Annotated in this window: 20 protein-coding genes and 2 pseudogenes; 12 read left to right on the top strand and 10 right to left on the bottom strand. The window is 70.8% G+C overall.

Annotated features, from left to right (window positions below):
* Window positions 1–8 precede the first annotated feature (8 nt).
* Complete coding sequence (locus tag AB0L21_RS28390) at window positions 9–647, bottom strand: HD domain-containing protein (protein ID WP_365787250.1); 639 nt, start codon at window positions 645–647, stop codon at window positions 9–11.
* Window positions 648–782: 135 nt separating this feature from the next.
* On the opposite strand from AB0L21_RS28390, the gene AB0L21_RS28385 reads away from it, so the two are divergent.
* Complete coding sequence (locus AB0L21_RS28385; RefSeq protein ID WP_365703686.1) at window positions 783–1757, top strand: GlxA family transcriptional regulator; 975 nt, start codon at window positions 783–785, stop codon at window positions 1755–1757.
* Here AB0L21_RS28385 and AB0L21_RS28380 read toward each other — a convergent pair.
* Window positions 1712–1948: a hypothetical protein gene (locus tag AB0L21_RS28380; protein WP_365787248.1), complete on the bottom strand. Its 237-nt coding sequence runs from the start codon at window positions 1946–1948 to the stop codon at window positions 1712–1714. The genes AB0L21_RS28385 and AB0L21_RS28380 overlap by 46 nt on opposite strands.
* 135 nt (window positions 1949–2083) lie before the next feature.
* Between AB0L21_RS28380 and wrbA the strand changes: the two genes are divergently transcribed.
* From wrbA to AB0L21_RS28365, 3 genes are all read left to right on the top strand, one after another.
* A complete protein-coding gene (gene wrbA / locus AB0L21_RS28375; RefSeq protein WP_365703688.1) occupies window positions 2084–2698 on the top strand; it encodes an NAD(P)H:quinone oxidoreductase in 615 nt (204 codons plus the stop codon).
* Window positions 2699–3012: 314 nt separating this feature from the next.
* Window positions 3013–3738 carry a class I SAM-dependent methyltransferase gene (locus AB0L21_RS28370; protein ID WP_365787246.1) on the top strand — a complete coding sequence of 242 codons (726 nt, stop codon included), beginning with the start codon at window positions 3013–3015 and terminating at the stop codon, window positions 3736–3738.
* Between the two features lie 3 nt (window positions 3739–3741).
* On the top strand, window positions 3742–4266 hold the full coding sequence (locus AB0L21_RS28365) for a LysR family transcriptional regulator (RefSeq protein ID WP_365787318.1): 525 nt from the start codon (window positions 3742–3744) through the stop codon (window positions 4264–4266).
* Between the two features lie 374 nt (window positions 4267–4640).
* Here AB0L21_RS28365 and AB0L21_RS28360 read toward each other — a convergent pair whose 3' ends face one another.
* A complete protein-coding gene (locus AB0L21_RS28360) occupies window positions 4641–4811 on the bottom strand; it encodes a hypothetical protein (protein ID WP_365787244.1) in 171 nt (56 codons plus the stop codon).
* Window positions 4812–4891: 80 nt separating this feature from the next.
* Between AB0L21_RS28360 and AB0L21_RS28355 the strand changes: the two genes are divergently transcribed.
* On the top strand, window positions 4892–5608 hold the full coding sequence (locus AB0L21_RS28355) for a helix-turn-helix domain-containing protein (protein WP_365787242.1): 717 nt from the start codon (window positions 4892–4894) through the stop codon (window positions 5606–5608).
* A 61-nt stretch (window positions 5609–5669) separates the two neighbouring features.
* Here the strand turns inward: AB0L21_RS28355 and AB0L21_RS28350 are convergent.
* Together AB0L21_RS28350 and AB0L21_RS28345 are read right to left on the bottom strand one after the other, a co-directional pair.
* A pseudogene (locus tag AB0L21_RS28350) lies at window positions 5670–6004 on the bottom strand (amino acid ABC transporter substrate-binding protein); the annotation flags it as partial.
* Between the two features lie 120 nt (window positions 6005–6124).
* Window positions 6125–7111 (bottom strand): helix-turn-helix domain-containing protein, encoded by a 987-nt coding sequence (locus tag AB0L21_RS28345; protein ID WP_365787240.1) that lies wholly within the window; start codon window positions 7109–7111, stop codon window positions 6125–6127.
* Between the two features lie 384 nt (window positions 7112–7495).
* Between AB0L21_RS28345 and AB0L21_RS28340 the strand changes: the two genes are divergently transcribed.
* From AB0L21_RS28340 to AB0L21_RS28325, 4 genes are all read left to right on the top strand, one after another.
* Complete coding sequence (locus AB0L21_RS28340; RefSeq protein ID WP_365787238.1) at window positions 7496–8101, top strand: sulfite oxidase-like oxidoreductase; 606 nt, start codon at window positions 7496–7498, stop codon at window positions 8099–8101.
* Between the two features lie 2 nt (window positions 8102–8103).
* A complete protein-coding gene (locus AB0L21_RS28335) occupies window positions 8104–8826 on the top strand; it encodes a ferredoxin reductase (protein ID WP_365787236.1) in 723 nt (240 codons plus the stop codon).
* Window positions 8827–8855: 29 nt separating this feature from the next.
* Window positions 8856–9128 carry a DUF6510 family protein gene (locus AB0L21_RS28330; protein ID WP_365703700.1) on the top strand — a complete coding sequence of 91 codons (273 nt, stop codon included), beginning with the start codon at window positions 8856–8858 and terminating at the stop codon, window positions 9126–9128.
* Window positions 9129–9262: 134 nt separating this feature from the next.
* Entirely contained in the window at window positions 9263–13090 is a 3828-nt protein-coding gene (locus tag AB0L21_RS28325) for a S8 family serine peptidase (RefSeq protein ID WP_365787234.1), read from the top strand.
* A 190-nt stretch (window positions 13091–13280) separates the two neighbouring features.
* On the opposite strand, the gene AB0L21_RS28320 is transcribed toward AB0L21_RS28325, so the two are convergent.
* From AB0L21_RS28320 to AB0L21_RS28305, 4 genes and pseudogenes are all read right to left on the bottom strand, one after another.
* Window positions 13281–14285, bottom strand: coding sequence for a helix-turn-helix domain-containing protein (locus AB0L21_RS28320; protein ID WP_365703795.1), 1005 nt, complete (start codon window positions 14283–14285; stop codon window positions 13281–13283).
* A 119-nt stretch (window positions 14286–14404) separates the two neighbouring features.
* On the bottom strand, window positions 14405–14896 hold the full coding sequence (locus tag AB0L21_RS28315; protein ID WP_365787316.1) for a glycosyltransferase: 492 nt from the start codon (window positions 14894–14896) through the stop codon (window positions 14405–14407).
* A gap of 241 nt (window positions 14897–15137) precedes the next feature.
* Window positions 15138–15485, bottom strand: a pseudogene (locus AB0L21_RS28310) (glycosyltransferase); the annotation flags it as partial.
* A 254-nt stretch (window positions 15486–15739) separates the two neighbouring features.
* The gene (locus AB0L21_RS28305; RefSeq protein WP_365787232.1) at window positions 15740–16228 is read right to left on the bottom strand and encodes a hypothetical protein; all 489 of its coding nucleotides are present in this window, start codon (window positions 16226–16228) and stop codon (window positions 15740–15742) included.
* A 587-nt stretch (window positions 16229–16815) separates the two neighbouring features.
* Between AB0L21_RS28305 and AB0L21_RS28300 the strand changes: the two genes are divergently transcribed.
* Window positions 16816–20904, top strand: a complete 4089-nt coding sequence (locus AB0L21_RS28300; RefSeq protein WP_365787230.1) for a discoidin domain-containing protein — start codon at window positions 16816–16818, stop codon at window positions 20902–20904.
* A gap of 93 nt (window positions 20905–20997) precedes the next feature.
* Here the strand turns inward: AB0L21_RS28300 and AB0L21_RS28295 are convergent, their stop codons facing one another.
* The gene (locus tag AB0L21_RS28295; RefSeq protein WP_365787228.1) at window positions 20998–22215 is read right to left on the bottom strand and encodes an MFS transporter; all 1218 of its coding nucleotides are present in this window, start codon (window positions 22213–22215) and stop codon (window positions 20998–21000) included.
* 256 nt (window positions 22216–22471) lie between these two features.
* Between AB0L21_RS28295 and AB0L21_RS28290 the strand changes: the two genes are divergently transcribed.
* The gene (locus AB0L21_RS28290; protein WP_365787314.1) at window positions 22472–23332 is read left to right on the top strand and encodes an NAD-dependent epimerase/dehydratase family protein; all 861 of its coding nucleotides are present in this window, start codon (window positions 22472–22474) and stop codon (window positions 23330–23332) included.
* Between the two features lie 193 nt (window positions 23333–23525).
* Window positions 23526–24422 carry a LysR substrate-binding domain-containing protein gene (locus AB0L21_RS28285; RefSeq protein WP_365787226.1) on the top strand — a complete coding sequence of 299 codons (897 nt, stop codon included), beginning with the start codon at window positions 23526–23528 and terminating at the stop codon, window positions 24420–24422.
* Window positions 24423–24917 lie beyond the last annotated feature (495 nt).

Genomic DNA, 24917 nt, shown 5'->3' with positions numbered 1-24917 from the left:
TCGCCGGGTCACCGCGGCCAGGGAGCATCGTTGATGCGCTCGACCATGGACACACGGCGGAATCCGGGAACGAAGTGTTCCAGGATGTCCGCGTTCATGGTCCCGTAGGTGGTGTCCGGACGGTCCTTGAGGCCGTCCAAGAAGGCCTGCAGGAACTCCTTCTTGAAATCACCACGCGGGTGCGCGGCGACGATCTCGTCCATCTGGTCGCCTTCGAGCCTGTCCATCCCCCAGCCGATCGCGTCCGTGAGCACGCCGTAGGTCGTGGCAGCGATCTCGGGGCCCAGCCGGCCGGGAATCTCCGGGGTCGTGTGCAGGGCGATCGCCATCCAGACCACCTCGGCGGCGCTCTCGGAGAACCCGCGGTCGAGCAGGAACTTGCGCGCGTGGTCGGCGCCGTCCACCTCGAAACGCTGTTGCGTGTCGGAGAACGGGATCAAAAGGCCCGCGTCATGGAACATCGCGGAAATGTAGAGCAATTCGGGGTCGGGCCGGAGGTCCAACTGCCGCGCGTGGAGGGAACCGAAGAGAAATACCCGCCGGGAGTGGTGGAAGATCAGGGGATTCGTCCGCTCCCGAAGAAATTCCGTGGCCTCCGCGACAGCCGAGGTCTCGGGTATTTCCACCCCTGCGATGATGTCGGTCATGATGTCCGTGCTTTCTGGTGCGATGTGCTACGAGTGGACCGTGCGTCCGTTCTCCACAGTGCCGACCCCGCGGCCCCCGGCGCCGCCTCGGTCCGGCCATGAACCACTCGAATCCAGTCACCTCAGGATGGCGCCGTGAGCTCCGACACGCATCGTGTGGCGATCCTCGTCTACGACGGGGTCAAACTGCTGGACGTCGTCGGTCCCGCCGAGGTCTTCGGGGAAGCGAACCTCCTCGGTGCCGACTACAGCATCACCCTGGTGTCGACGACGGGCACGGACGTCGCCTCCTCGATGGGCATGCGGATCGCCGTCGACGGCAGCGCCGCCACGGAGCCGGCCCCGGACACCTTCCTGGTGCCGGGCGGAGACGTCTACCCCAGAACCCCGGTCACGCGCGATCTGGTCGAAGCCGCCAGGGATCTGGCGGCCCGTTCCGGCCGGATCGCCTCCGTGTGCTCCGGCGCCTTCGTCCTGGGCGCGACAGGCCTTCTGGACGGAAAGCGGGCGACCACCCACTGGAAGATCGCGAGCGAACTCGCCGCCCGGCATCCGAAGACCCGCGTCGAACCCGACGCCATCTACGTGCGCGACGGCACGACGTACACCTCGGCGGGAGTCACCGCCGGCATCGACCTCGCGCTCGCTCTCGTCGAGGAGGACCACGGTCCCGACGTCAGCCGGGAGGTGGCCCGCTCCCTGGTGGTCTACCTGCAACGGGCGGGCGGCCAGTCACAGTTCTCCGCCCCGCTGCAGGGGCCGCCGCCCCGGTCGCCCGCTCTGCGCAGGGTGGTCGACCTGGTCACGGCGGATCCCACCGGCAACCACTCCCTGACCGAACTCGCCGGGCATCTCAACCTCAGTACGCGTCACCTCACCAGGCTGTTCCGGGAGGAACTGGGCACCACGCCGGCCCGGTACGTGGAGTCGATCCGGTTCGACATCGCGAAGTCGCTGCTCGACCAGGGGTACACCGCGACGCAGGCGGCGTCCCTGGCCGGTTTTCCGAGTTACGAGAGTCTCCGCCGCGTCTTCGCACGGGAGTTGGCCATCTCCCCTGCCGCCTACCAGCGCCGGTTCGCGACCGCCCGCCGCGCGCAGGCCGAGTAGCGTCCGGCCGGCGCCGGCGGGAGTGGCTTGGCGACGCCGGTGGTGTGCCCCGGCGGCGCATCGCGGTCGCCGCGCCCGGTCGTCCGGCCAGTGCAGGCGAGACCCGGGCTCGCGGCGAGCGGGGCGCGGATGCCGACGGCCGGGACGGCGAGGTGGTCGCCGAAGTAGCCGCCCGGTACGGGAGGACGCATGTGGTTGACCATTGAACGAGTTGGTTTAAGATTCACCTACTGCGTCGGGCAACACACCCGCACGACACCTGTACCGCAGGTGAACTGCGTCCGCCATGACGCACTGCACGCATTCCCAGGATCGGAGACGACGCCATGACCACCCCTGTCCGCCTCGCCGTCATCTACTACTCCTCCACCGGCTTCTCGGCCGAAATCGCCAAGGAGATCTCGGAGGCGGCCGAGAAGGCGGGCGCCGAGGTGCGCCTGCTGAAGGCCGCCGAGCTGGCTCCGGAGGCCGCCATCGCCTCCAACGAGGCGTGGGCCGCCCACGCCGCGGAGAGCGCGGGCGTCCCCGTGGCCACGACCGCCGACGTCGAGTGGGCGGACGCGATCGTCTTCGGCACCCCGACCCGCTTCGGCAACATCTCGTCCCAGCTGAAGCAGTTCATCGACACCCTCGGCGGCCTGTGGGCGCAGGGCAAGCTGGCCAACAAGGTCTACAGCGGCTTCGTGACCACCGCCACCGCGCACGGTGGCCAGGAGTCCACGCTGCTCGCCCTGTACAACTCCATCCACCACTTCGGCGGGATCATCGTGTCCCCCGGCTACACCGACCCCGTCAAGTTCGTCGACGGCAACCCGTACGGTACGTCGCACGTCGACGCCCAGGGCAACAACCCGGTCGGTGAGCAGACCCGCAACGCGGCCCGCCACCAGGCCGAACGCGTGGTCCAGGTCGCCGCCGCCCTGAAGGCCGGCCTCGCCTGACGCACCTGGCGCGCGGCTTGCCACATGTGAGTGCCGTGCGACCGGGCGTTCCTTCCGGGGATGTCCCGGAAGGAACGCCCCGCACGGGGTGATTTCGCCCCGGTGCACGACGTGGTGGAGTGCACACGTGCCGCCGCGCCGCCTGCGGCGGGTACGCCGGACGGTCGTACCCTTACGCGTGGACGTCTGCGGCGATCAGGCGTCGCCGACCATCATCACGGTGCTCCGCATCACCTGCGCCCGAGAACCCCAGCCGGCCGAATCCGTCGAAACCCGGTAGCTCTCCGGGGCCGGCTCCGCGTACGTTCGGCCCTATGGCTGACGCATGCTTCGCGCATCCACGACTCGCCGCGATCTACGATCCGCTCGACCCCGACCGCAGCGATCTCGATGCCTACCTCCGGATCGTGGAAGAGGCCGGGGCGCGCCACGTTCTGGACATCGGCTGCGGCACAGGGGTGTTCGCACTTCTCCTGGCCGACCGCGGGATCGAGGTCGTCGGCATCGATCCCGCCCAGGCATCCCTCGATGTCGCCCGGGCCAAACCGGGCAGTGACCGAGTCCGCTGGATCTGCGGTGACGCGACAGCCCTCCCGCCGCTGCGGGCCGACGTCGCGACGATGACAGCGAATGTCGCCCAAGCGATCGCCGATCCGCACACATGGCGGGAGACACTGCGGGGAGCGTACGAAGCCCTGCGGCCCGGCGGGCACCTGGTCTTCGAGACCCGTGATCCGACCGGACGGGCCTGGGAAGAGTGGACCCGCGAGAACTCCTACCGCGTGACGGAGATCCCGGGTGTCGGCTCCGTCGAGAGCTGGGTCCAGCTGACCGAGGTGAGCTGGCCTCTCGTCACCTTCCGCTCGACCTACGCCTTCGCAGCGGACGGACAGGTGCTGACGTCGGATTCGACCCTGCGCTTCCGGGATCGGGACGAGGTCGAGGCGGACCTGGTCGCGCACGGCTACGTGGTGCAGGACGTTCGCGACGCACCCGACCGGCCGGGAAAAGAGTTCGTCTTCCTCGCACGACGCCCCTGATCCCTGGCGATCCACGCCGCTCAGGAACCGCACACCGCACAGTCCAACGTCAGCGCCCGGATCCACGCGCTGGAGAAGAAGCTCGGCGCTCCGCCGTTCCGTCGGCACGCCCGTGGCGTGGCACTGCCGAAAGTGCGGCGAGGCGAGCAGCTGCTGCCGTACGCCACGCATCAGCCGGCCCGTCGAAGAGGCGGGCAGGCCATCGGCGACGAGACCGATCCGTTCGGGTGCGCTGCGGACCCGTTCCGTGCCGCTCACCACACAGCATCCGACGCAAGGCTGCTTCGCGCCGACCTCAGCTCGCCGTACGAGCCTGCGTTGTCCTGTGCGTGCACCGACTTGATCCTGAGAGTGCACGGCTTTCATGAGTGTTCCCGGAGGCGTGACCGCAAGAGCGAGAGGCCGTTCCTGCGCTCAGGGCAGGAAGCGGTGCACTCCGGGACTACTTCCCGGGGGTTTTCCGGGCTCCGGCACGGTGCCGGCACGGCCGTTCCTCCTCATCGGGCCTTTGCCCGTTACGTCCGGTGACGTCTGACGCGGTCTCCGCACCCTGTCGAAGATTTGAACCGCCCCTTCCACGGCTTGTAGAAAGACCGCGTTCGAGAGAGGGGGCGCAGCATGGCTGAACGAAGACAACGTGTCCGGGTGGGCAGCGACGCACTACAGGAGCTGATCGAGGAACTGGCGGTGCGGCTGCAGCGGTCGGTGGTCGTCGACGACCCGTTGGTGCGGCTGATCTGTTCCAGCCAGCACTTCGGGGACGCGGACCCGGTCCGCATCCGCGGCCTGCTGCAGGGCCGGGCCGACGACGTCGCCATTCGGTACGTCCTCGACCAGGGCGTGGCCCGCTGGCACAAGCCGGGCTTCGTCCCGGGCCGTGACGAACTGGGACTGCTCACCCGCTACTGCGTTCCGCTGCGTGAGCGCGGCGAACTGCTCGGCCTGCTGATGGTCATCGCGCCGCAGGGATCACTGACGCACGAGGAGACCGACACCATCGCGCGGGCGGCGCCGGCGATCACCGCCCAGCTCCGCGCGGACCAACTGTCCAGCGACACCGGGGAGCTGGACATGCAGCAGACGCTGGACATCCTGTTCGGCACCAGCGAGGGGGGGCCGTACCGCCGCCCGTCAGCAGATCCTCGACAGCGGCATGCTGCCGGACGATCCGCACGCCGTGGTCACCGTCGTCCAGGTCTCCCGCTCCTCGGAGCCGCCCGGCCAGGTGGAGATCGCCCTGCGCGCGGCCCTGGATCCGTTCCTGCGCACCCGTTCGGCGAGCGGCCTCCTGTCCGCCACAGCGGACGGCGCCGTCCTCCTGCAGGTCTCGTCCAAGCCCCTGCCTGCGCTGGAGCTGGCCGACCAGGCCATGGCCGTCCGCGAGGCACTGACCACCTATCTCGACGCCTCGGCGGCCCCCGTACTCGGTATCGGCGGCACCCACGACGGCCTCGCCGACGCCTGGACGTCACGTGCGCAGGCGCTGGTCGCGGCCCGCGCCGCACGCCGGCTGCCCCACCTCAAGGGCGTCGGCGCCTGGGAATCACTGGGCGAACTCGCCGTACTCCTCCAGGTGCCCGAGCACGCCCTGACCCCGTCACTGCTGCCCACGCCGCTCCGCCTGCTGCTGGACAGCCCCGGTAGCCAGCGCCTGCTGGACACACTGCGGTGCTTCCTCGAACACGCCGGGTCCATCCCGCGCACCACGGAGGCCCTCCAGATCCACCGCACATCCCTGTACTACCGGCTGCGCCAGATCCAGGAGATCACCGGCCTCGACCTCGACAGCGGGGGCGACCGCCTGGTCCTGCACCTGGGCCTGCGCACGCGCGACCTGCTCCAGGCACAGGCCGCCGAACCCGCCGTCTGACCGAGCCCGGCCGTCCTGCAAGCGGGGACACGGAACCGGGTGACACGCTCGGCACGCTGCATCACGGACCGCCGGGCCCCCGGCACCGTCCAGGCACAGGGCCCTGGTCCCGAAGGAGAACGACGAGCCGGGTCGGCCCGCGGGTGCGTTCGGCTGCGACATGTGGCCGGGATCCGGCAGCCCGCGTCCGGTCCACGCCGTGAGAGCGCGGCACATCGGCGAGGACGGCAACCGTGTCGAGCCCTGGAGGGCGACGAAGGAGGGCGCTTCGGTCAGCCGCTCGCGGAGAGCCGTCTCGACGCGTACGCCGCGTGAAGTCAGGCGTTCGGGCAGGTGGCGCAGGACCGGGATCGCGGCGCCGTCGTCGCCCGGCTACGTCGCCCATTCGGTGAACTCGTCCGGGATCGGAAGGCACGAGCTGGAGCAAGCGGTGAAGCAGGCCGCACGGCACGCCCAGGAGGAATCCGGCCGTCGAAGCAGCCCGTCCCGGCGTGCACGGCGACGGCCGCCGGCACCTCAGGCGGCCATGCCTGTCCCTGACCGCCTTGCGTCCGACAGCCCGTACACCAGCCATTCGCGGGGTGTCACACCGTAAGCCTGCCGGAAGGCCCGGCTGAAGTGGGCGGCGCTCACGAAGCCCCACCGTCGTGCGATGACCGCCACCCCGGTCTCCAGTGCCCGCGGGCGGAGCAGGTCACGGCGGCACCGCTCCAGGCGCTGCGCCCGGATCCATCCGGCCACCGTGGTTCCCTCCTGCTCGAAGAGCTTGTGCAGGTAGCGCACCGACACGAAGTGAACGGCGGCGATCGTGCGGGGTGAGAGGTCGGGGTCGCCGAGGTTCCTCATGATGTGGTTCTTGACGCGCACCAGAGTGGCAGCGGCCGTCGTCGAGGGCGGCCGGGACAGACGGCCGCGGCGCTCGTCGATGAGCAGCGCCAGCAGATCCAGCGCGGTGACGGCGAGCTGACGGCCGACGGCGTCGTCGACATCGGCTGCCACGCCTGCCAGGCCCGCGCAGTACTGGGCCAGGACGGCCGCACTCCCCTCAGTGCCGGTGAAGGTGGTCGCGGTCAGCGACCGCAGGTCCTCGGGGCGCACGGAAAGTACTTCGCGAGGAAAATGGAAGGACGTGAAAGCGAATCTTTCATGGAGCGTTTTCGTGAATGTGCGGGAGGAATCCGAGAGGGAGAACTGGCCGGGCCGGACCACGCATTGCCGCCCGTCCTGTTCTTTCATCGCGGTACCTCGCTCCTGGAGAGTGAGGATGACGAATTCCTGGTCTTCGCCGGCTATCAGGCGCCTGCTCCGCGTCACGGTTTGCGGCCCCGCCTGGACACGGGAGATCCGTAGGACGCCGAGCCGGTCGCTGACGATGTCCCCAGGTGACGGCTCCTCCTCGAGGAGATCGACACCGAGCGGTATGAAGGTGTTCGTCACCGCTTCGTGCCAGCGCTCCACCCGGTCGGCGGCGGGGAGCTCCGCGGTGGACACAATGACGGGCATCGGTCTTCCTCCACAAGTTGTGCAGTGAGCAGGAGGCTGTGGCCGGCATTGGGCCCACCCTTGCGCCTGGTGGCTGGAATGTCCACCCAGGGGCCGGGCAAGAATTCCCCATATGCGCTGCCGCCCCCGATGCCGAGGCGGAGAGGGCGATCCTCGGCCGGCGTTGCGCGACGGGGCGGCGGCGGTGGCCGGCTCGTTCCGCGCAGCAAGGTCCCGGCGGCCTGATCCACAAACGAGTCCGGCGCGCGCATCATGACCGCGGTGCCCGCGCTCTGCGAGCGGTCCCCCCGGTCCCGGCCCGAGTGGTCAAGCCACCGTCATGGTCCGAGACTGGAGAAGGACCCCCTCGCTCCCCCCCCCGTGGCGGGTCATATCGCTCAGGAGATGACGTTGACTTCCTTCTCACCCGGCTTCCGAGGGCGACCCCACTCGTTGACGGAGCGGCTGCCGCCCGGACAGTATCCGACCGAGTCGTTCCCCGTCCTGTCGGCCGGTCCCACCCCGCGGGTGCCGACCGAGGCCTGGTCGTTCACCCTCGCCACGGAGCTGGGCGAGACGCGGAGCTGGTCCTGGGAGCAGATGATGGCCCTGCCCCAGCAGGACACGATGACGGACATCCACTGCGTCACCCGCTGGTCCAAGTTCGACACGCGCTGGCGCGGAGTGTCACTCGACGCCTTCTTCGAGGGGCTGGAGACGACCGCCGAGTACGTGGTGGTGGACAGCTACGGCGGCTACACCACCAACCTTCCGCTCGCGGACCTTCTCGACGGGAGGGCATGGATCGCCCACACCTACGACGGCTACGCGCTCTCGCCCGAGCACGGCGGGCCGGCCCGGCTGCTGGTCCCCCACCTGTACTTCTGGAAGTCGGCGAAGTGGGTGCGCGGACTGCGGCTCACGCACGAAGACGACCCGGGTTTCTGGGAGTCCGCCGGTTACCACAACTACGGCGACCCCTGGCGCGAGCAGCGTCACTGGGGTGACTGACCATGGCTCTCGCCTGGCTGCCGGCACGGCTGGTCGGGCGCCGCGCGCAGAGCGCAACCGCCCGCACCCTGGTGTTCACCGTGCCCGGCTGGCCCGGTCACCTGCCCGGCCAGCACGTCGACGTGCGTCTCACGGCCGGCGACGGCTACCAGGCCGTCCGCAGCTACTCCCTGGCCGCGCCCGCCGACGGCGACCGGCTGGAGCTGGGCGTGCAGGCCGTGGCCGATGGTGAGGTCTCGCCCTACCTGGCCGACCAACTGCCGCCGGGCGAGGAGGTCGAGATACGCGGACCGCTGGGCAACTGGTTCGTGTGGCGCCCGGAGCGGACCGAACCGGTGCTCTCGGTGGCGGGCGGCTCCGGTGTCGTACCGCTCATGGCCATGATCCGTGCCCACCGCTCGGCCGGCTCGCGCGGTCTGTTCCAATTGGTGTACTCCGTGCGCGGTCCCGAGGACATCTGGTACCGGGAAGATCTCGTCGACGGCGACCCGTTCCTCGACATCCGGCGCATCCATACCCGTCGGATCCCGCCCGGCACGTCCCGCGCGGCCGGCCGCATCACGGCAGCGGACCTGCGGGAGCCGACGGCCCGCCTGGAGCCGATGAGTCCCGTCTACGTCTGTGGTTCCACCGGATTCGTGGAGACCGTCAGTGACCTGCTCGTCGAACTGTTCGTCGGCCAGGGGAAGGAACCCGCGACCATCCGCACCGAACGCTTCGGCTGACCCTTCTGTTCTCGACAGGGGAGATTGTCATGGGAGACCCCGCCGCCTTCCTCGACGGCAACAGTCTTGCCGGTCCGTTGTCGGAGATCCTCTCCGTGGAGCCCACCACGGCCTGGTGGCGATGCCCGAACTGCAGGCAGGCCGGGCCTTTGGCGCATCTGCACATCTACGGGCCCGAACCAGGGATGACCGCTCGCTGCCCGGGGTGCGCGTATGTGGCGCTGCGCCTGGTCAGGGAGGAAGACCACGTCTGGCTGACCCTGGGCAGTGGGACCGGCGCCTTCCGGTTCCGCACGGCCTGAAGGAAACACCGCGGTCCGTGTCGCCGTTGAGACATGTCGCAGCTGTGACAGCTCGCACCAGTGACAGGTCCTGCCTTCTCGCCAAATGATTTCGGACAGTTGTGATCTACGGCTGTTCGAAAGGTGTTTCCCTGATGGCAAAGTTCCGCCTCATGGCGGCGATATCAACAGGATTGATACTGCTTGCTGGAGTCGCGCCCACCACCGCCGTGGCGCGGACGGCGACCATCGGTACCGTCACTCGTCCCGCGGCCGAGCCGGGGGCTCGCTCCACGACCGTACGGCTGATCACCGGCGACCAGGTGACCGTCACATCGCTGCCGGGCGGACGGCGCACCGCGTCGGTGCGGCCCGGCCCCGGTCGCGAGCACATCCCCTTCGAGACGCTCGAAGAGGACGACAAGTCGCTGACCGTGCTCCCGTGGGACGCCGAGGCCCTGGTGTCCGCGGGCACACTGGACCGCCGGCTGTTCGACGTGACCGCCCTGATCTCTCAGGGCTACGACGAGGCACACACCTCCGCGCTTCCGCTGATCGTCTCCTCCGAGCCGTCCCGTCAGGGGGCCAGGGTCACCGCTGAGGCGGCACGGGCCGCCGCGGCCACCGCCGACCGGCTCGTGGCGCTCAACACGCGGGGGACTCCCTCCCGGAACCTGCCGAGCATCCACGCACGGTCACTTCGGGTCGCCGGCCGTCAACTGGGGACGTTCTGGAAGACGTTGAACCCCGGCGGCAGGGCCGGCGTCGCCCGTGCCGCGCTGACTCCGCGGGTGTCGCTGGACGGCAGGGTGAAGGCCGTACTGGACCGCAGCACCGCGCAGATCAACGCCCCCACTGCCTGGAAGGCGGGTGACGAGGGCCAGGGAGTCAAGGTGGCCGTGCTCGACACGGGTGTCGACGCGAGCCATCCCGACCTGGCCGGCCGTATCGCGGAGGCCGAGGACTTCTCCGGCAGTTCCAACACGGACGACCACTTCGGTCACGGCACGCACGTCGCCTCGATCGTCGGCGGCAGCGGCGCCGCGTCGGGCGGGACCCGCCGCGGCGTGGCGCCCCGGGCCGACCTCCTCATCGGCAAGGTCCTGGGCGACGACGGCTACGGGACCGAGTCGGCCGTCATCGACGGCATGCAGTGGGCGACGCGCGAGCACGCCAAGGTCGTCAACATGAGCCTGGGGTCGGGGTCTCCGACCGACGGCACCGATCCGCTCAGCCAGGCGGTCGACTCCCTGACCGCGTCCACCGGCACACTCTTCGTCGTAGCGGCGGGCAACGAGGGGGAGTCAGGTCGGTCCAGTGTCAGCTCGCCAGGCGCGGCCGAGGCGGCGCTGACCGTGGGGGCCGTCGACCGTGACGACTCTCTCGCCCCGTTCTCCAGCCGCGGCCCGCGTCTGGGCGACGGCGCGGTCAAGCCCGACGTGACCGCTCCCGGAGTCGGCATCACCGCCGCCCGCGCGTCCGGCACCACCCTGGGCGACCCGGTCGACGCGCACTACGTCGCGCTGTCGGGGACGTCCATGGCCACCCCGCACGTCGCCGGCGCCGCCGCGCTCCTGGCCCAGCAGCACCCGGACTGGGACGCCCAGCAGCTCAAGGACGCGCTGATCAGCACCGCGCACACCGTGCCCCACACCCAGGTGACCGAACAAGGCGGTGGCCGTATCGACGTGGCCGCGGCCCTCGGCCCCGTCAGGGCCAGCGGTTCCGTCTCCCTGGCCCCGCTGCGTACGGGTGGCTCAGAGGGGCGGCAGCGGTCGGCCACCGTCCGCTACACCAACTCCGGCGACCGTCCGGTCACCCTCTCCCTGGCCCTCGGTCTGGCCACCGAATCCGGGCGGGCGCTCCCGGACGGGGTGGTCAGCCTGGACTCCGACACCGTGCGGCTCGCCCCCGGCGCGACGGCCGAGGTACCGCTGAGCACCGACGCCCGGCACGCGGTCCGCGGCACCTTCTACGGATACCTCACCGCGAAGTCCGCGGACGGTACCGTGCTCGCCCACACCACCGTCTCCCTCGCGGTCCACGCCCCGCAGCACCGGCTGACCGTGTTCTACCGCGACCGCGACGGCAAGGTGATGCCGGACTGGCTGCCCACGATATGGGGCCCTGACGGATTCGTGGACTACACGGACAGGCAGGCCCATGCCGCCCTCGTGGAGGAGGGCACGTACTACGTCAGTTCGGCCTTCTACGAGATGACCGATCACGGCGGCGAGGCGGGCACCGTCGTCGCCCCCGAGGTGAGGGTCACCCAGGACCGGACGGTGACGCTGAACGCCGCCGAGGCCACCCAGGTGCACATTCGCACACCACGCCCCGCCGAGCAGCACGGCATCCTCAGCACCACCGTGCACCGCCGGATCGACGGTCGCGGGCTGATCCAGGGAGTCATGTACTTCGACGACGTCACACGCCTCTACGTCAGCCCGACTTCCCGGGTGACCGACGGCGCCTTCGAGTTCTCCTCGCGCTGGCAGATGGTGGCCCCGCAACTGCGGGCCAAGGTCTCCGGCAGCTCCCGGGAGTTCGTCCCGTACTACGACCCGAACTCCCCCGCCTTCCCGGACCGCGGCGCGCGGCTGACCGCCGTGGACGCGGGCACGTCGTCGGCGCCCGACTTCCGCGGCGCACGCGGGAAGCTCGCCGTCGTACGGTTCGACTTCTCCGTCACCGAGCCGGAACTCGCCCGGTCCGCCGCGAAGGCAGGGGCCAAGGCACTGCTGATGGTGTGGCCGCAGGAGCAGCGCAGTGCCTGGACCCGGTGGCAGCCGACGGGTGACCGGACGGCCCTGCCCAGCATGCGAGCCGCCTGGAAGGACGGCACCGCCCTGCTGGACCGCGTCAGGAAGGGCACCACGACGGTGACATTCTCCGGCACGGTGCGCAGCCCGTACCTGTACGACGTGATGCAGGTGTCGAAGGGCTTCGTTCCCAAGCGGGTCGTGCACACCGTCTCGGAGCGGGAGAGTGCCGTGGTGCGCAGCACGTACACCCGCACCGGTGCCTCGCGCTGGGCCAGCGAGCAGCGTTTCGGATGGCGCCCGTACCAGGCGACCGCGTGGAACCAGTACAGCCGCTACGTCCCGGTGGGCCGGGAGCGCGTCGAGTACGTGACCGGCGGGGACACGCTGTGGAACCACGTCGTGCACCACAACGTCGTCGACGTTTCCGACGTGCCCTTGGCGGCCGGCATGCGGAACGCGCCGCGTGCCTACCGGCCCGGCCAGCGCACCACGGAACGCTGGTTCCAAGCGCCGGTCCGCCCCTCCATTCCCCGCGGCTGGACCCGGCCGTCGGTCCGCAACGGCGACACCCTGTCCGTGTACGTCCCGGAGTTCACCGATTCCGACACCGGCCACTGGGCGTTCGCGGAGAGGGGTGGCTTCGGCACCAGCCGGGCGACCGCTGCCGACGACGTGGCATCGGCGGTGCTGTACCGGAACGGGGAGCAGATCGCGGTCTCCGACAACGGTGCGTGGGGCGATTTCGAAGTGGCCCCGGGCGATGCCCGGTTCCGCCTGGACCTGACGACTGCCCGTGTCTCGGAGGACTGGCACCTCGGCGTGCGCACGCACACCTCGTGGACGTTCCGTTCGGACACCACGGCCGGCGCCGTCCCACTGCCGCTGCTCCAGCTCGACTACGACGTACCGGTCGACGCGCAGGGCGCCGTGAGCCGGGCACGCGCACACCACCTGGGCCTCACCGTCCGCACGCAGGACGGCATGGCCGCCCCGCGCGGCGTGCGGGTGAAGGCCGAGGCGTCGTACGACGACGGGAAGACCTGGACCACGGCGCGTACGGTGGGGCACGGCGGCCGGCCGTTCACGGCCACCGTGGAACGGCCGTCGAAGGTGCGTGGCGACGCCTATGTGACGCTCCGCGTGACCGTCACGGACTCCGCCGGCAACAGCGTGCGGCAGACCGTGGAGCGGGCGTACCTGCACCGCGGTACGGCGTGACGCGCGGACGACGCTGACGCGCTCGTGCCTTCACTCGGCGCGGCGGGTACCACGCCCATGGGCCTGGTGCCCGCCGCGCCTGTGAAGGCACGAGCGGGGTGACTTCATCGTGGCAGCGATCGGCACCCGCCTCGCAAGCGCGTGCCCGTGACGTACGACCACCGGCGTTCCGCACGCCGGGCGAGCCCGTTCACAGCCAGCCGCGTCGCGACGCCTGCCAGGCGAGTTGCATACGGGTCACCGCGCCGGCGCGCTCCATCATCCCCTGGATACGGCGCTGGACCGTCCGGCGGCTCAGCCCCATCTGCGAGGCGATCGCCTTGTCGGCGACTCCCGCCACGAGCAACGACAGCAGCTTGCGGTCGGTGGCCGAGAGCGAGTCGGCCGGACCGACTCCGTCGGTTCCCGCGAGCATGCCGGTGCCGTCGATGTCCAGGGGGACGGCGTCCTCCCAGTAGCAGTCGAAGAGGGCGATCAGGGCGGCGAGCAGATTGCTGTCCCGGACCAGCGCCGTGGTCGGCTCTTCCGGACTGCCGTGCGGCCCACCGGCCACGAGGGGAAAGACGGCGACGGAGCGGTCGGCGACGGCCAGACGCAGCGGCAGGTGCGGGACGGCCCGAGCCACCTCGCCGGCCCGTACACCCGCCACCACGTTCTCCAAGGCGCCTTCGTCGTCGAAGAACGCCTTCTCGTACAGCACCCGGTAGCGCACGCCCCGGGCCAGCGCCTCGAACTCCTCGGCATTGGTGCCCGACGGCATGGCCACGTACTGGGCCTTGCAGAACCAGAGCATCTCGTGGCGCGCGCTCGACTGGATCTGCCGGAGCTGCTGACGCAGGGCCTCCGCCCCGGTGATCACCTCCAGCAACTGGCCGGCGTCATGCCTGCGCATCGTCTCCCGATAGGACTCGATGAGACGTGCGGCCTCGAATCGGGCCAGGTCCAGCGCGTCGGCGCTGCGTTTCAACCGGGGCAGCAGTGCCACCTCCGGCGGAGCGGGACGGAACACCCGGGGTGTCCCGTCCGTATGGGTGGCAAGGCCCTTGGAGACCAGTGAGTCCAGGATCCGCTCGGTCTCCGCGTCGGTCAGGCGGGCCCGCTGGGCGAGGTCCCCTCGGGTGGCCCGGCCGGACGTCACGAGCATCTGGTAGAGGGATTCCTCCTCGGGCGAGACGCCAGCCGCCTCCAGCGCCACGGACGCCTCCCGGAATCTTGGAATCCAACGGTTGAATAGCGTACTACGCCGGGGGGTGGCGCCGGTGCCGGTACGGAGACCGGCGGCGCACTCCTGTACGACTGGCGAGTCGGCGGGAGTCAGGCCACCGGGAGCATGTCCTCCCGGGTGGCCGGTACGGTCCGGGCGATCGCCGGTGCCGGCGTGGTGGCGGTGGCGACCACCTGGCGGTACACCGCCTCGTACCCGGCCGCCATGGTCTCCGGCTGGAAGCGGTCGACGACATGGTCGCGGCAGTCCCGGGGATCGAGCGCGCCGACCGCCTCGATCGCCTCCGGCAGCTCGTCGGCGCCGCCGCGGACCAGGCCGGTCACCCCGTCCACGACGACCTCGGGGACCGAGCCGCGGCGCAGGGTGACGACCGGGGTGCCGCACACCATCGCCTCGATCATCACCATGCCGAACGGCTCCTCCCACTGCAGCGGGAACAGCAGGCAGCGCGCCCGGGCCAGGAGCTGCTTCTTGCGGTCGCCGGCGACCTCGCCCAGCCACTCCACGCCCGGCCCGAGCCGGGGCTTGATCTCGGCCTCCAAGTAGGCGTGTTCGGCGGGCTCGCTGCACTTGGCGGCCAGCTTGATCTCCCGGCCGGCGGCGACGGCCGCGTCGATCGCGAGGTGGCATGCCCTTGTCGGGCGTGCAGCGGCCCAGGAAGAAGACCCAGTCCTCCTTGTCGCGCCGGTAGGGGAAGTCGTCGGCTCTCAGCGCGTTGTGCACGGTACCGGCCCAGTTGAGGTCGGGTGCCTGGCCGCGCTGTGCGTGGGAGATCGCCACCAGGTGCACGCTGTCGCCCAGGTGCCGGTAGTACTCCCCCGGTTCGCCGTCCAGCGGACCGTGCGTGGTGACGACCGTGGGTGCCCGGTGACCACGGGCGAGCAGGGGTCCGGCGAGGGTGTGGTCGTGGATGACGTCCACGTCGAGGTCGTCCAGGAACCGGGCGGCGGCAGCGGAGTGCAGCACCTCCGGAAGCGGTTCGCCCAGGCGCCGGCCCTGCGGCATGTCGTAGGTGCGCAGCATACGGTGGGCGCGGGTGCCGTTGCGTCCCGCCGCTACCAGGGTGACGTCATGGCCGCGGGCCACGAGCGCGTCGGTGAGATCGGCGCACATCGCCTCGATGCCCCCGTAACCGCGCGGCGGGAGCTCGAACCACGGCGGCGCGACCATGGCGACACGAAGCGGCCGGTCGTTCACGAGAGGACTCCTTTCCCGTCGCGCCCGTGGTGGACGCGCACGGCACGGCTCCACCGCGCCGCGGCGTGCCGTGTCGTGCCCGCGGGGACGGGCGAGCGGGTGAGGGCCGGACCGCGGGCAGCGTCGGCCGCGGCGGCGAGTCGCACGCGGCGGCCAGGCGTCGGCCGCGCGCTGCGACGGAAGAGGGAAAATCTGAAGAAGAGGGAAATCCTGAAAAGGGTGAACGCTCAGGGGGAGCCGGGGGGTGCGGCGTCGACGGCCGTGCAGGGGCACGGGGCGTCCGTCAGTCGTACGTCGTCGGGCAGTCCGGTGACCTCCGGGCGGCCGTCCCCGGACACCGTCAGCGTTGCCAGGGCCTCCCCCAGCGGTACCCCGGTCAGCCGCAACGGTCCGGAACGGGGCGGAAGTTGGGGGTTCACCCGGACGACGCGGTGCGGCAGGCAGACCTCCGCGCCCAGCAGCACCCGCAGGACGAGCAGCGGGGCGGCCGACGCCCAGGCCTGCGGGGAGCAGGCGGCCGGGTACGGCACCGGCTGGGCGTACTCGGCGCGGTCGAAGCCGCACAGCAGTTCCGGCAGACGCCCGCCGAAGGCCGCGGCGGCGTCCAGCACGGCCTCCGCGAACCGGCGGGCGTGGTCCGCGAAGCCGTACCGCATCAGGCCGGCGGCGACGATGGCGCTGTCGTGCGGCCACACCGAGCCGTTGTGGTAGCTCAATGATGTCGGTGAGGTGGTCGGCCAGTGTCTGCCAGCACCAAGGGCCGTGCCACGCGCCGTGCACGAGCAGAAGGGCGGGGAGGTTGCTCATGGGGCTCTTTCCACGGCTTCTGGGCCAGGGCTGCCGCTGGTCCGGCAGCGCATGTCCCGGCGCGGGCGCGTACACATCCGTCACATGCCCGTTCGTCACCGATCACATCTGCAACTGCCCGGCGGATTCAGGGCGAGCGCCCGCTGCACCTCGCGCGGTCTGCCGAAGTGACGCCCGACACCACAGGAGGCCGCCTGGCCGGAGTTCGACGCCGTAGGAACATGGTCAAGCCCCCACACCCCGCACCGACTCCCGCACAGCACGCCCCGAGCCACCCGCACGCACACGGACCGACGACCACACGCTTCCCGCGTTCGCTACAGCCACGATCCACCAGAACCCGTCAGATGATGACGGAAGCGGTCAGGCGCCGATCCACGTATCAGGGGTTGACATGAGCCGCCGCGCCACCCAGCCTTTGGCAACGTTGTCATTCCTACTGCGGCAGGCCCGGAGCGGTCCGGACCGCACCGCTTTTTGATGGGACGTCACGCTCATGACAGATCAGTCGGATCCGTCGCGCCATCCGTCGCGACGGGCCATCGTCACCACGGGTACCACCCTGCTGGCCGGATTCGGCCTCGGTCCCTTGCTTCCTGCGGCGACCGCCGCCGCCGCGCCCGACGGCGCTCCGGTCAACTCCTCCGCCGCACCCGGTGAGCTGGCGCTCCACCGGCCGGTCTCGGTCTCTTCGACGGCCTACGCCGCCACCCCCGGCTCCTTCGTGGTCGACCGCCTCTCCTCCCCCGGCGTCAAGGGCAGCGGCTGGCGCGCCGAGGGCGGCGATCCGCAGTGGATAGCCGTCGACCTCCAGGCGGCCTGCGAGGTCACGCGGGTCCGTCTGACCTTCGAGGCGGACGCCTCCGACCCGGTGTACACGCCGCCCACCACCGGCAATGTGCACAGCGGCACCACCGGCGACGAGATCCAGTCGAGCTTCTCGCTGGTCTTCGTGGTCGAGACATCCGTGGACCACACGTCCTGGACCACGGTGTACAGCACCACGGCCGGAACCGGTGGCGTCGTGGACATCCAGCTTCCCCGCCCGGTGTCCGCGCGCTGGGTGCGCATGACTTCGAGGAAGCGCTCCAGTCCGCTGCCCCTCGGCCTCAACGGCTTCGAGGTGTACGGCACCGCCGAGGGCCACCGCCCCTCGGCCACCGGTTGGACCGACTGGGGCACCCGGCACGACGAGGCTCCGGCGCTCACGGTCGCCGACGACGGGACCGTGCCCGTGGAGTCGGGCTGGAGTCTCACCATGGACGACTGGGCCGGCGCGGACGGCGCCGGTCTGTCGAAGACGTCCGTCGACACCAGCACCTGGCTGCCCGCGACCGTTCCCGGCACGGTGCTGGGCTCGCTCGTGGAGCAGGGCAAGCTGCCCGACCCGGTGGCGGGTCTGAACAACCTGCACATCCCGGAGGCGCTGTCGCGCCACTCCTGGTGGTACAAGCGGGACTTCGCGCTGCCGCGCGGCCTGCGCACCGGCACCGGCCGGCACATCTGGCTGGAGTTCGACGGCGTCAACCACAAGGCCGATGTGTGGCTCAACGGCAAGCAGGTGGGCGACCTGACGTACCCGTTCGCCCGTGCCGCTTTCGACGTCACCCGGCAGCTCGGCGAGAGCGGCGAGAACGCGCTGGCGGTGAGGATCACGCCGATGCCGGTCCCCGGCAGCCCCGGTGACAAGGGTCCGCTGGGCGAGTCCTGGGTGGACGCCGGCGCGCAGCAGATGAACCTCAACTCCCCGACGTACCTGGCGTCCTCGGGCTGGGACTGGATGCCGGCCGTGCGCGACCGCGCGGCGGGCATCTGGAACCACGTCCGGCTGAGATCGACCGGGCACGTCGTCATCGGCGACCCACGTGTGGACACCGTGCTGCCCGCGCTGCCCGATGTGTCGGTGGCCGAGCTGACCATCGTGGTGCCGGTGCGCAACGCGGACACCGCCGACCACCAGGCGACGGTCACGGCCGCCTTCGACGGGGTGCGGGTGTCGAAGACGGTCACCGTGAAGGCGGGCGAGGACCTGGACGTCGTCTTCGCGCCGGACGCCTTCGGCCAGTTGAGGCTGCGCGACCCCCGGCTGTGGTGGCCGAACGGTCTGGGCGAGGCCAACCTGCACGACCTCACGCTCACCGCCTCGGTGGGCGGCCAGGAGAGCGACCGGCGCACCACCCGCTTCGGCATCCGGCAGTTCGGCTACGAGTACGAGGTGCCGCTCGCGTTCACCGCGTCCGGCGACGCTTGCACGCAGAGCGTGACCTTCGACCGGCAGCAGGCCCGGCACGTCCGCATCAGGTGCCTGACCCGGGCCACGTCCTGGGGCTGCTCCCTGTGGACCCTGTCCGTGGGGGACAGCGCCCGGCCGGGTACCGACCTCGCGCTGCATGCCCACGCCGACGCGTCGAGCACCGATCAGGACAGCAACGGCGCGGCCAATGCCACCGACGGTGACGCCGGCACCCGCTGGTCCTCCGCCTACGAGGACGACCAGTGGATCAGCGTCGACCTCGGCTCCCTCCAGTCCTTCGACCGGGTCGACCTCACCTGGGAGCAGGCGTACGCGAAGACCTTCGTGGTCCAGGTCTCCTCGAACGGCTCGGACTGGACCGATGTGAAGTCGGTGGACAACGGGGCGGTGCCGCTGCCGTTCAACAACGGCAACGCCAGCCTTCAGGTCGAGGACTTCGACCGGCGCACCGCACGCTACGTCCGTCTCGACTGCGGGCTCCGGAACACCAGTTGGGGCAACTCTCTGTGGTCGTTCGCTGTCGTCGACCGCAGTGACCCCGGCACCGACCTCGCCCTGCACCAGAAGGCCACCGCCTCCACGGAGGAGTCCGACCACCCGGCGTCGCACGCCACCGACGGGGACCCGAACACCCGCTGGTCGTCCGCCTACGAGGACCACCAGTGGATCCAGGTGGACCTCGGCTCCTCGCGGACGTTCGACCGCGTCGCCGTCGTCTGGGAGACCGCGTACCCGAAGTCGTACACCATCCAGGTGTCCGACGACGGCGGCACGTGGACCGACGTCAAGTCCGTGTCGAACACGCCGGATCCGCTGAAGATCAGCGTCAACGGCGTGCGCGTGCTGGCTCGCGGCGGCAACTGGGGCTGGGACGAACTGCTGCGCCGGATGCCGGCGGAGCGCATGGACGCGGCGGTGCGGATGCACCGGGACATGAACTTCACCATGATCCGCAACTGGGTCGGCAGCAGCGACCGGGAGGAGTTCTTCGCCGCCTGCGACCGGCACGGCATCCTGGTGTGGAACGACTTCCCCAACGCGTGGGGCATGGACCCGCCGGACCACGACGCGTTCATCTCGCTCGCCCGTGACACCGTGCTGCGCTACCGCGTCCACCCCTGCGTGGTGGTCTGGTGCGGCGCGAACGAGGGCAATCCCCCCGCCGCCATCGACAAGGGGATGCGCGAGGCGGTGGAGCAGCAGGTGCCCGGCGTGCTGTACCAGAACAACTCGGCGGGCGGCATCATCACGGGCGGCGGCCCCTACGGCTGGGTGGAGCCGGAGAAGTACTTCGACCCGATGACGTACGGCAGCCGTGACTTCGGCTTCCACACCGAGATCGGCATGCCCGTCGTCTCCACCGCGGCGAGCACCCGCAGCATGACGGGCGACGAGCCGGAGTGGCCGATCCGGGGCGCGTGGTACTACCACGACTGGAGCGAGCACGGGAACCAGGCGCCGCAGAACTACAAGGCCGCCATCGAGGCCCGCCTCGGCGAGTCCGGCGACCTGGACGACTTCGCCCGCAAGGCGCAGTTCGTCAACTACGAGAACACGCGCGCGATGTTCGAGGCGTGGAACGCCAACCTGTGGGACAACGCCTCCGGTCTGATGCTGTGGATGTCCCACCCGGCCTGGCACAGCACGGTCTGGCAGACGTACGACTACGACTTCGACGTCAACGGCACCTACTACGGCGCCCGTTCGGCCTGCGAGCCGCTGCATGTGCAGGCCGATCCGGTGAAGTGGCGGGTCATCGCGGTGAACCACACGTCGGCGGACCTGCGGGGCGCCACGGTCACCGCCCGGCTGTACGACCTGTCCGGCCGGCAACTCGGCGGGAACAGGACGGCCCGGGTGGACGTGGAACGGGCGGCCACCGCCGAGGCGTTCACCGCGGCGTGGACGGACGGCCTGCCGGACCTGCACCTGCTGCGGCTGACCCTGGAGGATTCCCGGGGCAGGGAGCTGTCGCGGAACACCTACTGGCGCTACTGCGAGGCCGCCGCGCTGCGGGGGCTGAACAAGGCGAAGCAGGTGAAACTCACGGGTGCGATCACCCGGTGGTCGGGCTCCGGTGACCGTCGGGAGCTGACGGCGGTGATCCGCAACCAGGGTTCGGCGGTGGCCGCCATGGTCCGGCTGTCGCTGCTGGAGGACGCGCACGGCCGGCGGGTGCTGCCGACGCTGTACAGCGACAACTACCTGTGGCTGCTGCCCGGCGAGTCCCGGACCGTCCGGCTGTCCTGGCCGAAGGGGGCCTGCTCGTCACGGCACCCGGTGCTGACGGCGGAGGCGTACAACAGCCCGGTCGCGACGCTGCGCGGCTGAGCCACTCCGCGCAGCGGGCCGCTGCCCGGGCCCGGCAAAGCGCCGGGCCCGGGTGTGCCGGACAGCTTGACTTCTGTTCCTGGTCCCTGGGTGCTACCGCGCACGACGGCCGGACGTGCGGGCCCACAGCACGGTCGCGAGTGCGGTGACGCCGAGGCCGCTCAGGCAGACGCCGGTCCAGCCGGTCCCCGCCCACACGAAGGACGCCAGGGCGGAGCCGAGAGCACCGCCCAGGAAGTAGAACGTCATGTAGATGCTGTTGACCCGGTTGCGGGCCGCCGCGTCGACGTCGTAGATGACACGCTGGTTGAGCACGTGCAGCCCCTGGACGCCGATGTCCAGGACCAGCACGCCCGCGATGATGCCGCCCAGGGTGTCGCCCGCGACGAGCAGCACCGCGTAGGCGATGGCGATGAGGGCGATCGCGACGGCGGTGGGCAGGGGGTGGGCGTGCCGCTGGACGCGGCCGGTGAGGTTGGCGGCCGTCGCGCCGGCGGCGCCGAGCAGTCCGAACAGGCCGATGACGGCGGGCGAGTAGCCGAACGGGGCCCGGCTGAGCTGCAGGGCGGCGGTGGACCAGAAGATGCTGAACGCGGCGAATCCCAGGGCGCCGTAGGCGGAGCGGACGCGGACCGCGGCTTCGGTCCGGTAGATGCGGACGGTGGAGCGCAGTACCTCGCCATAGCCGACGGGCCGGCCCGGCACGGCGTCGATGCCGTGCAGAGCGCGGCGCAGAACCACGTTGACCAGGACCATCAGCACCGCGGCACCGAGGAACAGGGGGCGCCAGCCGACGAGTTCGGTCACGATGCCGGCGACGGTCCGCGCGAGGAGCATGCCGGTGAGCAGGCCACTGATGACGGTCGCCACGGTGCGTCCGCGCTGGGTGTCGTCGGCGAGGTGGGCCGCCACGGGCACGAGAACCTGGGCGGCGACGTTCGCGAGACCGAGGGCGGCGAAGGCGACGAGAGCGACGGCCAGCCGGGGCGCGAAGCCCACCGCGGCGAGCGCGATGGCGTCGGGCAGCAGCAGACCGCTCGTCAAGGAACGGCGTGTGACGATGTCGGCCAGCGGGAGCACGAACACCAGGCCCACGGCGAAGCCGAGTTGGGTGACGGTGACGATGACACCGGCGGCGCCGGTGGAGGTGCCCAGGGAGCGCGCGATCAGGGCGAGGAGCGGCTGGGCGTAGTACACGTTGGCGGCGATCGCCCCGGTGGCCACCGCGAGGAGCAGGGTCAGGGCGCGCGAAATCCCGGGGTGCCCGGGAGCCGCCGTGGTGGCGGGCCGCGCCGCGGCGGTCTGGGACATGGGGCATCTCCTTGGGGCATGGCAGTCGGTCCGCATCCCACGCTCCGGGCGGGGCCCGCGGATGTCCAAGACCTCTTCCGGCGTCGGTGATGCCTGCCGGGCATCAGCCGTCGACGGCTACGACACCCCCGGATCGGTGATGCCCTTCGGGTATCACAGACGGCGGAAGAGGTCTTGGACGGGGATCCGTCTCCGAGCGCAGGCTGGTCAGCGAAGTCAGCCAAGTCACCGAGCTACGGAGATGGGAGCCATGACCATGAAGATCTTCCTCACCGGCGGATCCGGATACATCGGCAAGGCCACGATCGGCGCGCTGATCCGCCACGGACACACCGTCGAAGCGCTGGCCCGCAACGACCACGCCGCTGAGACCGTCACCTCCCTCGGGGCGACTGCGGTGCGCGGCGGGCTGGGGGATCTCGGTGTGCTGAACGCGGCGGCGGCCCGCGCGGAGGCGGTCGTCCACCTGGCGCAGGCCGAGACCGGGGACGAGGACCTCGCGGCGGCCACCGCCATGCAGGACGGCATCGGCACCGGCACCTACGTGCACACCGGCGGCACCTGGGTCTACGGCGACACGGACGGGGTCGTGGACGAGACCGCCCCCTGGAACCCGCCGTCCCTGGTCGCCTGGCGCAAGCCGGTGGAGTACGCCGTACTGCGGCGCGCGCAGCAGGGTGGCCGGCCGGTCGTGGTGCAGCCCGGCCTGCTGTACGGCGGTGAGAACCGCCTGATCGACATCTTCTACGCCGTCCCGGGCAAGGAGGCGGGCGCCGTCCCGTACATCGGCGACGGTGAGAACCGCTGGGCGCTGGTGCACGTCGACGACATCGCGGAGCTGTACGTCGCCGCCCTGAAGGCGAAGCCCGGTTCGGTGTACGTCGGCGTGGGCGGTGTGAACCCCACCGCCAAGGAGTGCTCGCTGGCCGTCGCCCGCTCCGTCGGACTCGACGGCAAGGTCGCCTCCATCACGCTGGAGCGGGCCCGTGAGCAGATGGGCCCGATCGCGGACGCCTTCGCCCTGGACCAGCAGCTCACTCCGGCACGCGCCGGGGCCGAACTCGGCTGGAAGCCGAAGTTCACCGACCCACTGGCCGTCCTCGCCCGCGGCGAATGACCCGGATCAGCGAGCGAGGCAGCACCGACTGTGCACCTAGACGGACAGCGGCTGCGACGGCCCACCGTGGCCGCGGCGGGTAGATTCGTGAACAACTGCCTCGGTCGTCCCAAGGGGCGATCGGGGAGTCGTTCCAGGAGAGCCGACCGCCCGGCCGGGTGGTCGGCTCACAGAGAGTGAGCGGTGAGTCCGGGTGGATGTTGACCTGCGGAAGCTTCGGTATTTCGTGGCAGTGGCCGAGGAACTCCACTTCGGACGCGCGGCCGACCGGCTGCACATCGCGCAGCCGGTGCTGTCCCGGCAGATCCGGAGCCTGGAGGACGACCTGGGCGCCGAGGTCTTCGCACGGGACCGGCGCGGCACGCTGCTCACGCCGGCCGGGGAGCAGTTGCTGGAGGACGCCGTCCCCCTGCTCGCCTCGGCCGAGGCGCTGCTGCGGCGGGTGAAGGCGGCGGCGCAGGGCACCCCCACGCTGACCATCGGGTTCATGCCCGGCATCACGGTCACCCCGGCCACGGCCGTCTTCACCGCTCGCCAACCCCATGTCAACGTGCGTCTGCTGCGCACCAGTTGGAACAACCAGGTGGAGGTGCTGCTGGACGGCCGGGCGGACATCGGCGTCGTACGGCTGCCCATCGACCGGCGGGGCCTTCAGATACGGCCGCTGTTCCGGGAGCCCCGGGTCGTCATGCTGCCGGCGGGGCACCGTCTGGCGGACAGGGCGTCGGTGACCGTCGGTGACCTCGCCTCCGAGCATCTGCTCCAGGACCCGGACGCCGTACCCGAATGGCGTGACGTGGCGCTGGAGTTGCGTGAGCGGCGGCGTCCCGAGGTGCCCGCGATCCACCAGGTGGAGGAGAAGCTGGAACTGGTGGCCTCCGGTGCGGGCATCTGCGTGCTCCCGTTGTCCACCGCCAGCTTCTACACCCGCCCGGACGTGATCCCGCTGCCCGTGGAGGACATCGGCCCCAACGAGGTGGCCCTGGCGTGGGTGGCGTCCCGCCGCTCCCCCCTCGTCCACGACTTCGCCGAGGCCGCGGCGGAGACCCTCGGCGGCCCTCGGACCGGGGAACAGCCGCCGGAACGCTGAGGATCAGCGCGGCACGGCGGGCGGCCCGCCGGCGAGGTGTCGACGAAGGCCAGGCGCACTGCTGACCGGCGCAGCGGCCGGGACGGTCGGCGGAAACAGCCGACCCGGCCGTTGATCGCCTCGCCGATGACCCGCCAGAAGTCCTCCGGCTCGTGATCCGCGTGCTGTCCAGCACATAGGTCGTGGTCACGTCCGGGAGGATACGTACGGCTGCCGGCATGCCTGATCTCGCCTGTCGTTCGAGTCCTGGTCACTGTGCTGGTGGCCACTGACTGGATGCGCTCCGGGCGACGGAGGACGACGGTCGACGGGGGCTGACGGCGGCCTTGGGCGCTCTGGTCTTCGAGGCGCCCGGCTGCCGGTCCGATTCCCTTGCCCCGGACGGGGACCGTCGGCATTTCGGCCTAGGTGTGCTGTCCCGGGACGTTGGTGACACGCGTGCTGGGTGCTTGAACAGGTGAGGGCCTTCTGGGTTCGGTGTGGATTGCGAAATCT

It is taken from the genome of Streptomyces sp. NPDC052721 (genome assembly GCF_040678315.1).
Lineage (GTDB): Bacteria > Actinomycetota > Actinomycetes > Streptomycetales > Streptomycetaceae > Streptomyces.
This window is presented reverse-complemented; position numbering and strand designations above follow the sequence as displayed.

What these genes read in the sequence shown, in the direction of transcription:
- AB0L21_RS28390 (WP_365787250.1), bottom strand. Translation starts at nt 647, where the DNA reads ATGACCGACATCATCGCAGGGGTGGAAATACCCGAGACCTCGGCTGTC.
- AB0L21_RS28380 (WP_365787248.1), bottom strand. Translation starts at nt 1,948, where the DNA reads ATGCGTCCTCCCGTACCGGGCGGCTACTTCGGCGACCACCTCGCCGTC.
- wrbA (WP_365703688.1), top strand. Translation starts at nt 2,084, where the DNA reads ATGACCACCCCTGTCCGCCTCGCCGTCATCTACTACTCCTCCACCGGC.
- AB0L21_RS28370 (WP_365787246.1), top strand. Translation starts at nt 3,013, where the DNA reads ATGGCTGACGCATGCTTCGCGCATCCACGACTCGCCGCGATCTACGAT.
- AB0L21_RS28360 (WP_365787244.1), bottom strand. Translation starts at nt 4,811, where the DNA reads ATGTCCAGCTCCCCGGTGTCGCTGGACAGTTGGTCCGCGCGGAGCTGG.
- AB0L21_RS28355 (WP_365787242.1), top strand. Translation starts at nt 4,892, where the DNA reads ATGCTGCCGGACGATCCGCACGCCGTGGTCACCGTCGTCCAGGTCTCC.
- AB0L21_RS28345 (WP_365787240.1), bottom strand. Translation starts at nt 7,111, where the DNA reads ATGCCCGTCATTGTGTCCACCGCGGAGCTCCCCGCCGCCGACCGGGTG.
- AB0L21_RS28340 (WP_365787238.1), top strand. Translation starts at nt 7,496, where the DNA reads ATGACGTTGACTTCCTTCTCACCCGGCTTCCGAGGGCGACCCCACTCG.
- AB0L21_RS28335 (WP_365787236.1), top strand. Translation starts at nt 8,104, where the DNA reads ATGGCTCTCGCCTGGCTGCCGGCACGGCTGGTCGGGCGCCGCGCGCAG.
- AB0L21_RS28330 (WP_365703700.1), top strand. Translation starts at nt 8,856, where the DNA reads ATGGGAGACCCCGCCGCCTTCCTCGACGGCAACAGTCTTGCCGGTCCG.
- AB0L21_RS28325 (WP_365787234.1), top strand. Translation starts at nt 9,263, where the DNA reads ATGGCAAAGTTCCGCCTCATGGCGGCGATATCAACAGGATTGATACTG.
- AB0L21_RS28300 (WP_365787230.1), top strand. Translation starts at nt 16,816, where the DNA reads ATGACAGATCAGTCGGATCCGTCGCGCCATCCGTCGCGACGGGCCATC.
- AB0L21_RS28295 (WP_365787228.1), bottom strand. Translation starts at nt 22,215, where the DNA reads ATGTCCCAGACCGCCGCGGCGCGGCCCGCCACCACGGCGGCTCCCGGG.
- AB0L21_RS28290 (WP_365787314.1), top strand. Translation starts at nt 22,472, where the DNA reads ATGAAGATCTTCCTCACCGGCGGATCCGGATACATCGGCAAGGCCACG.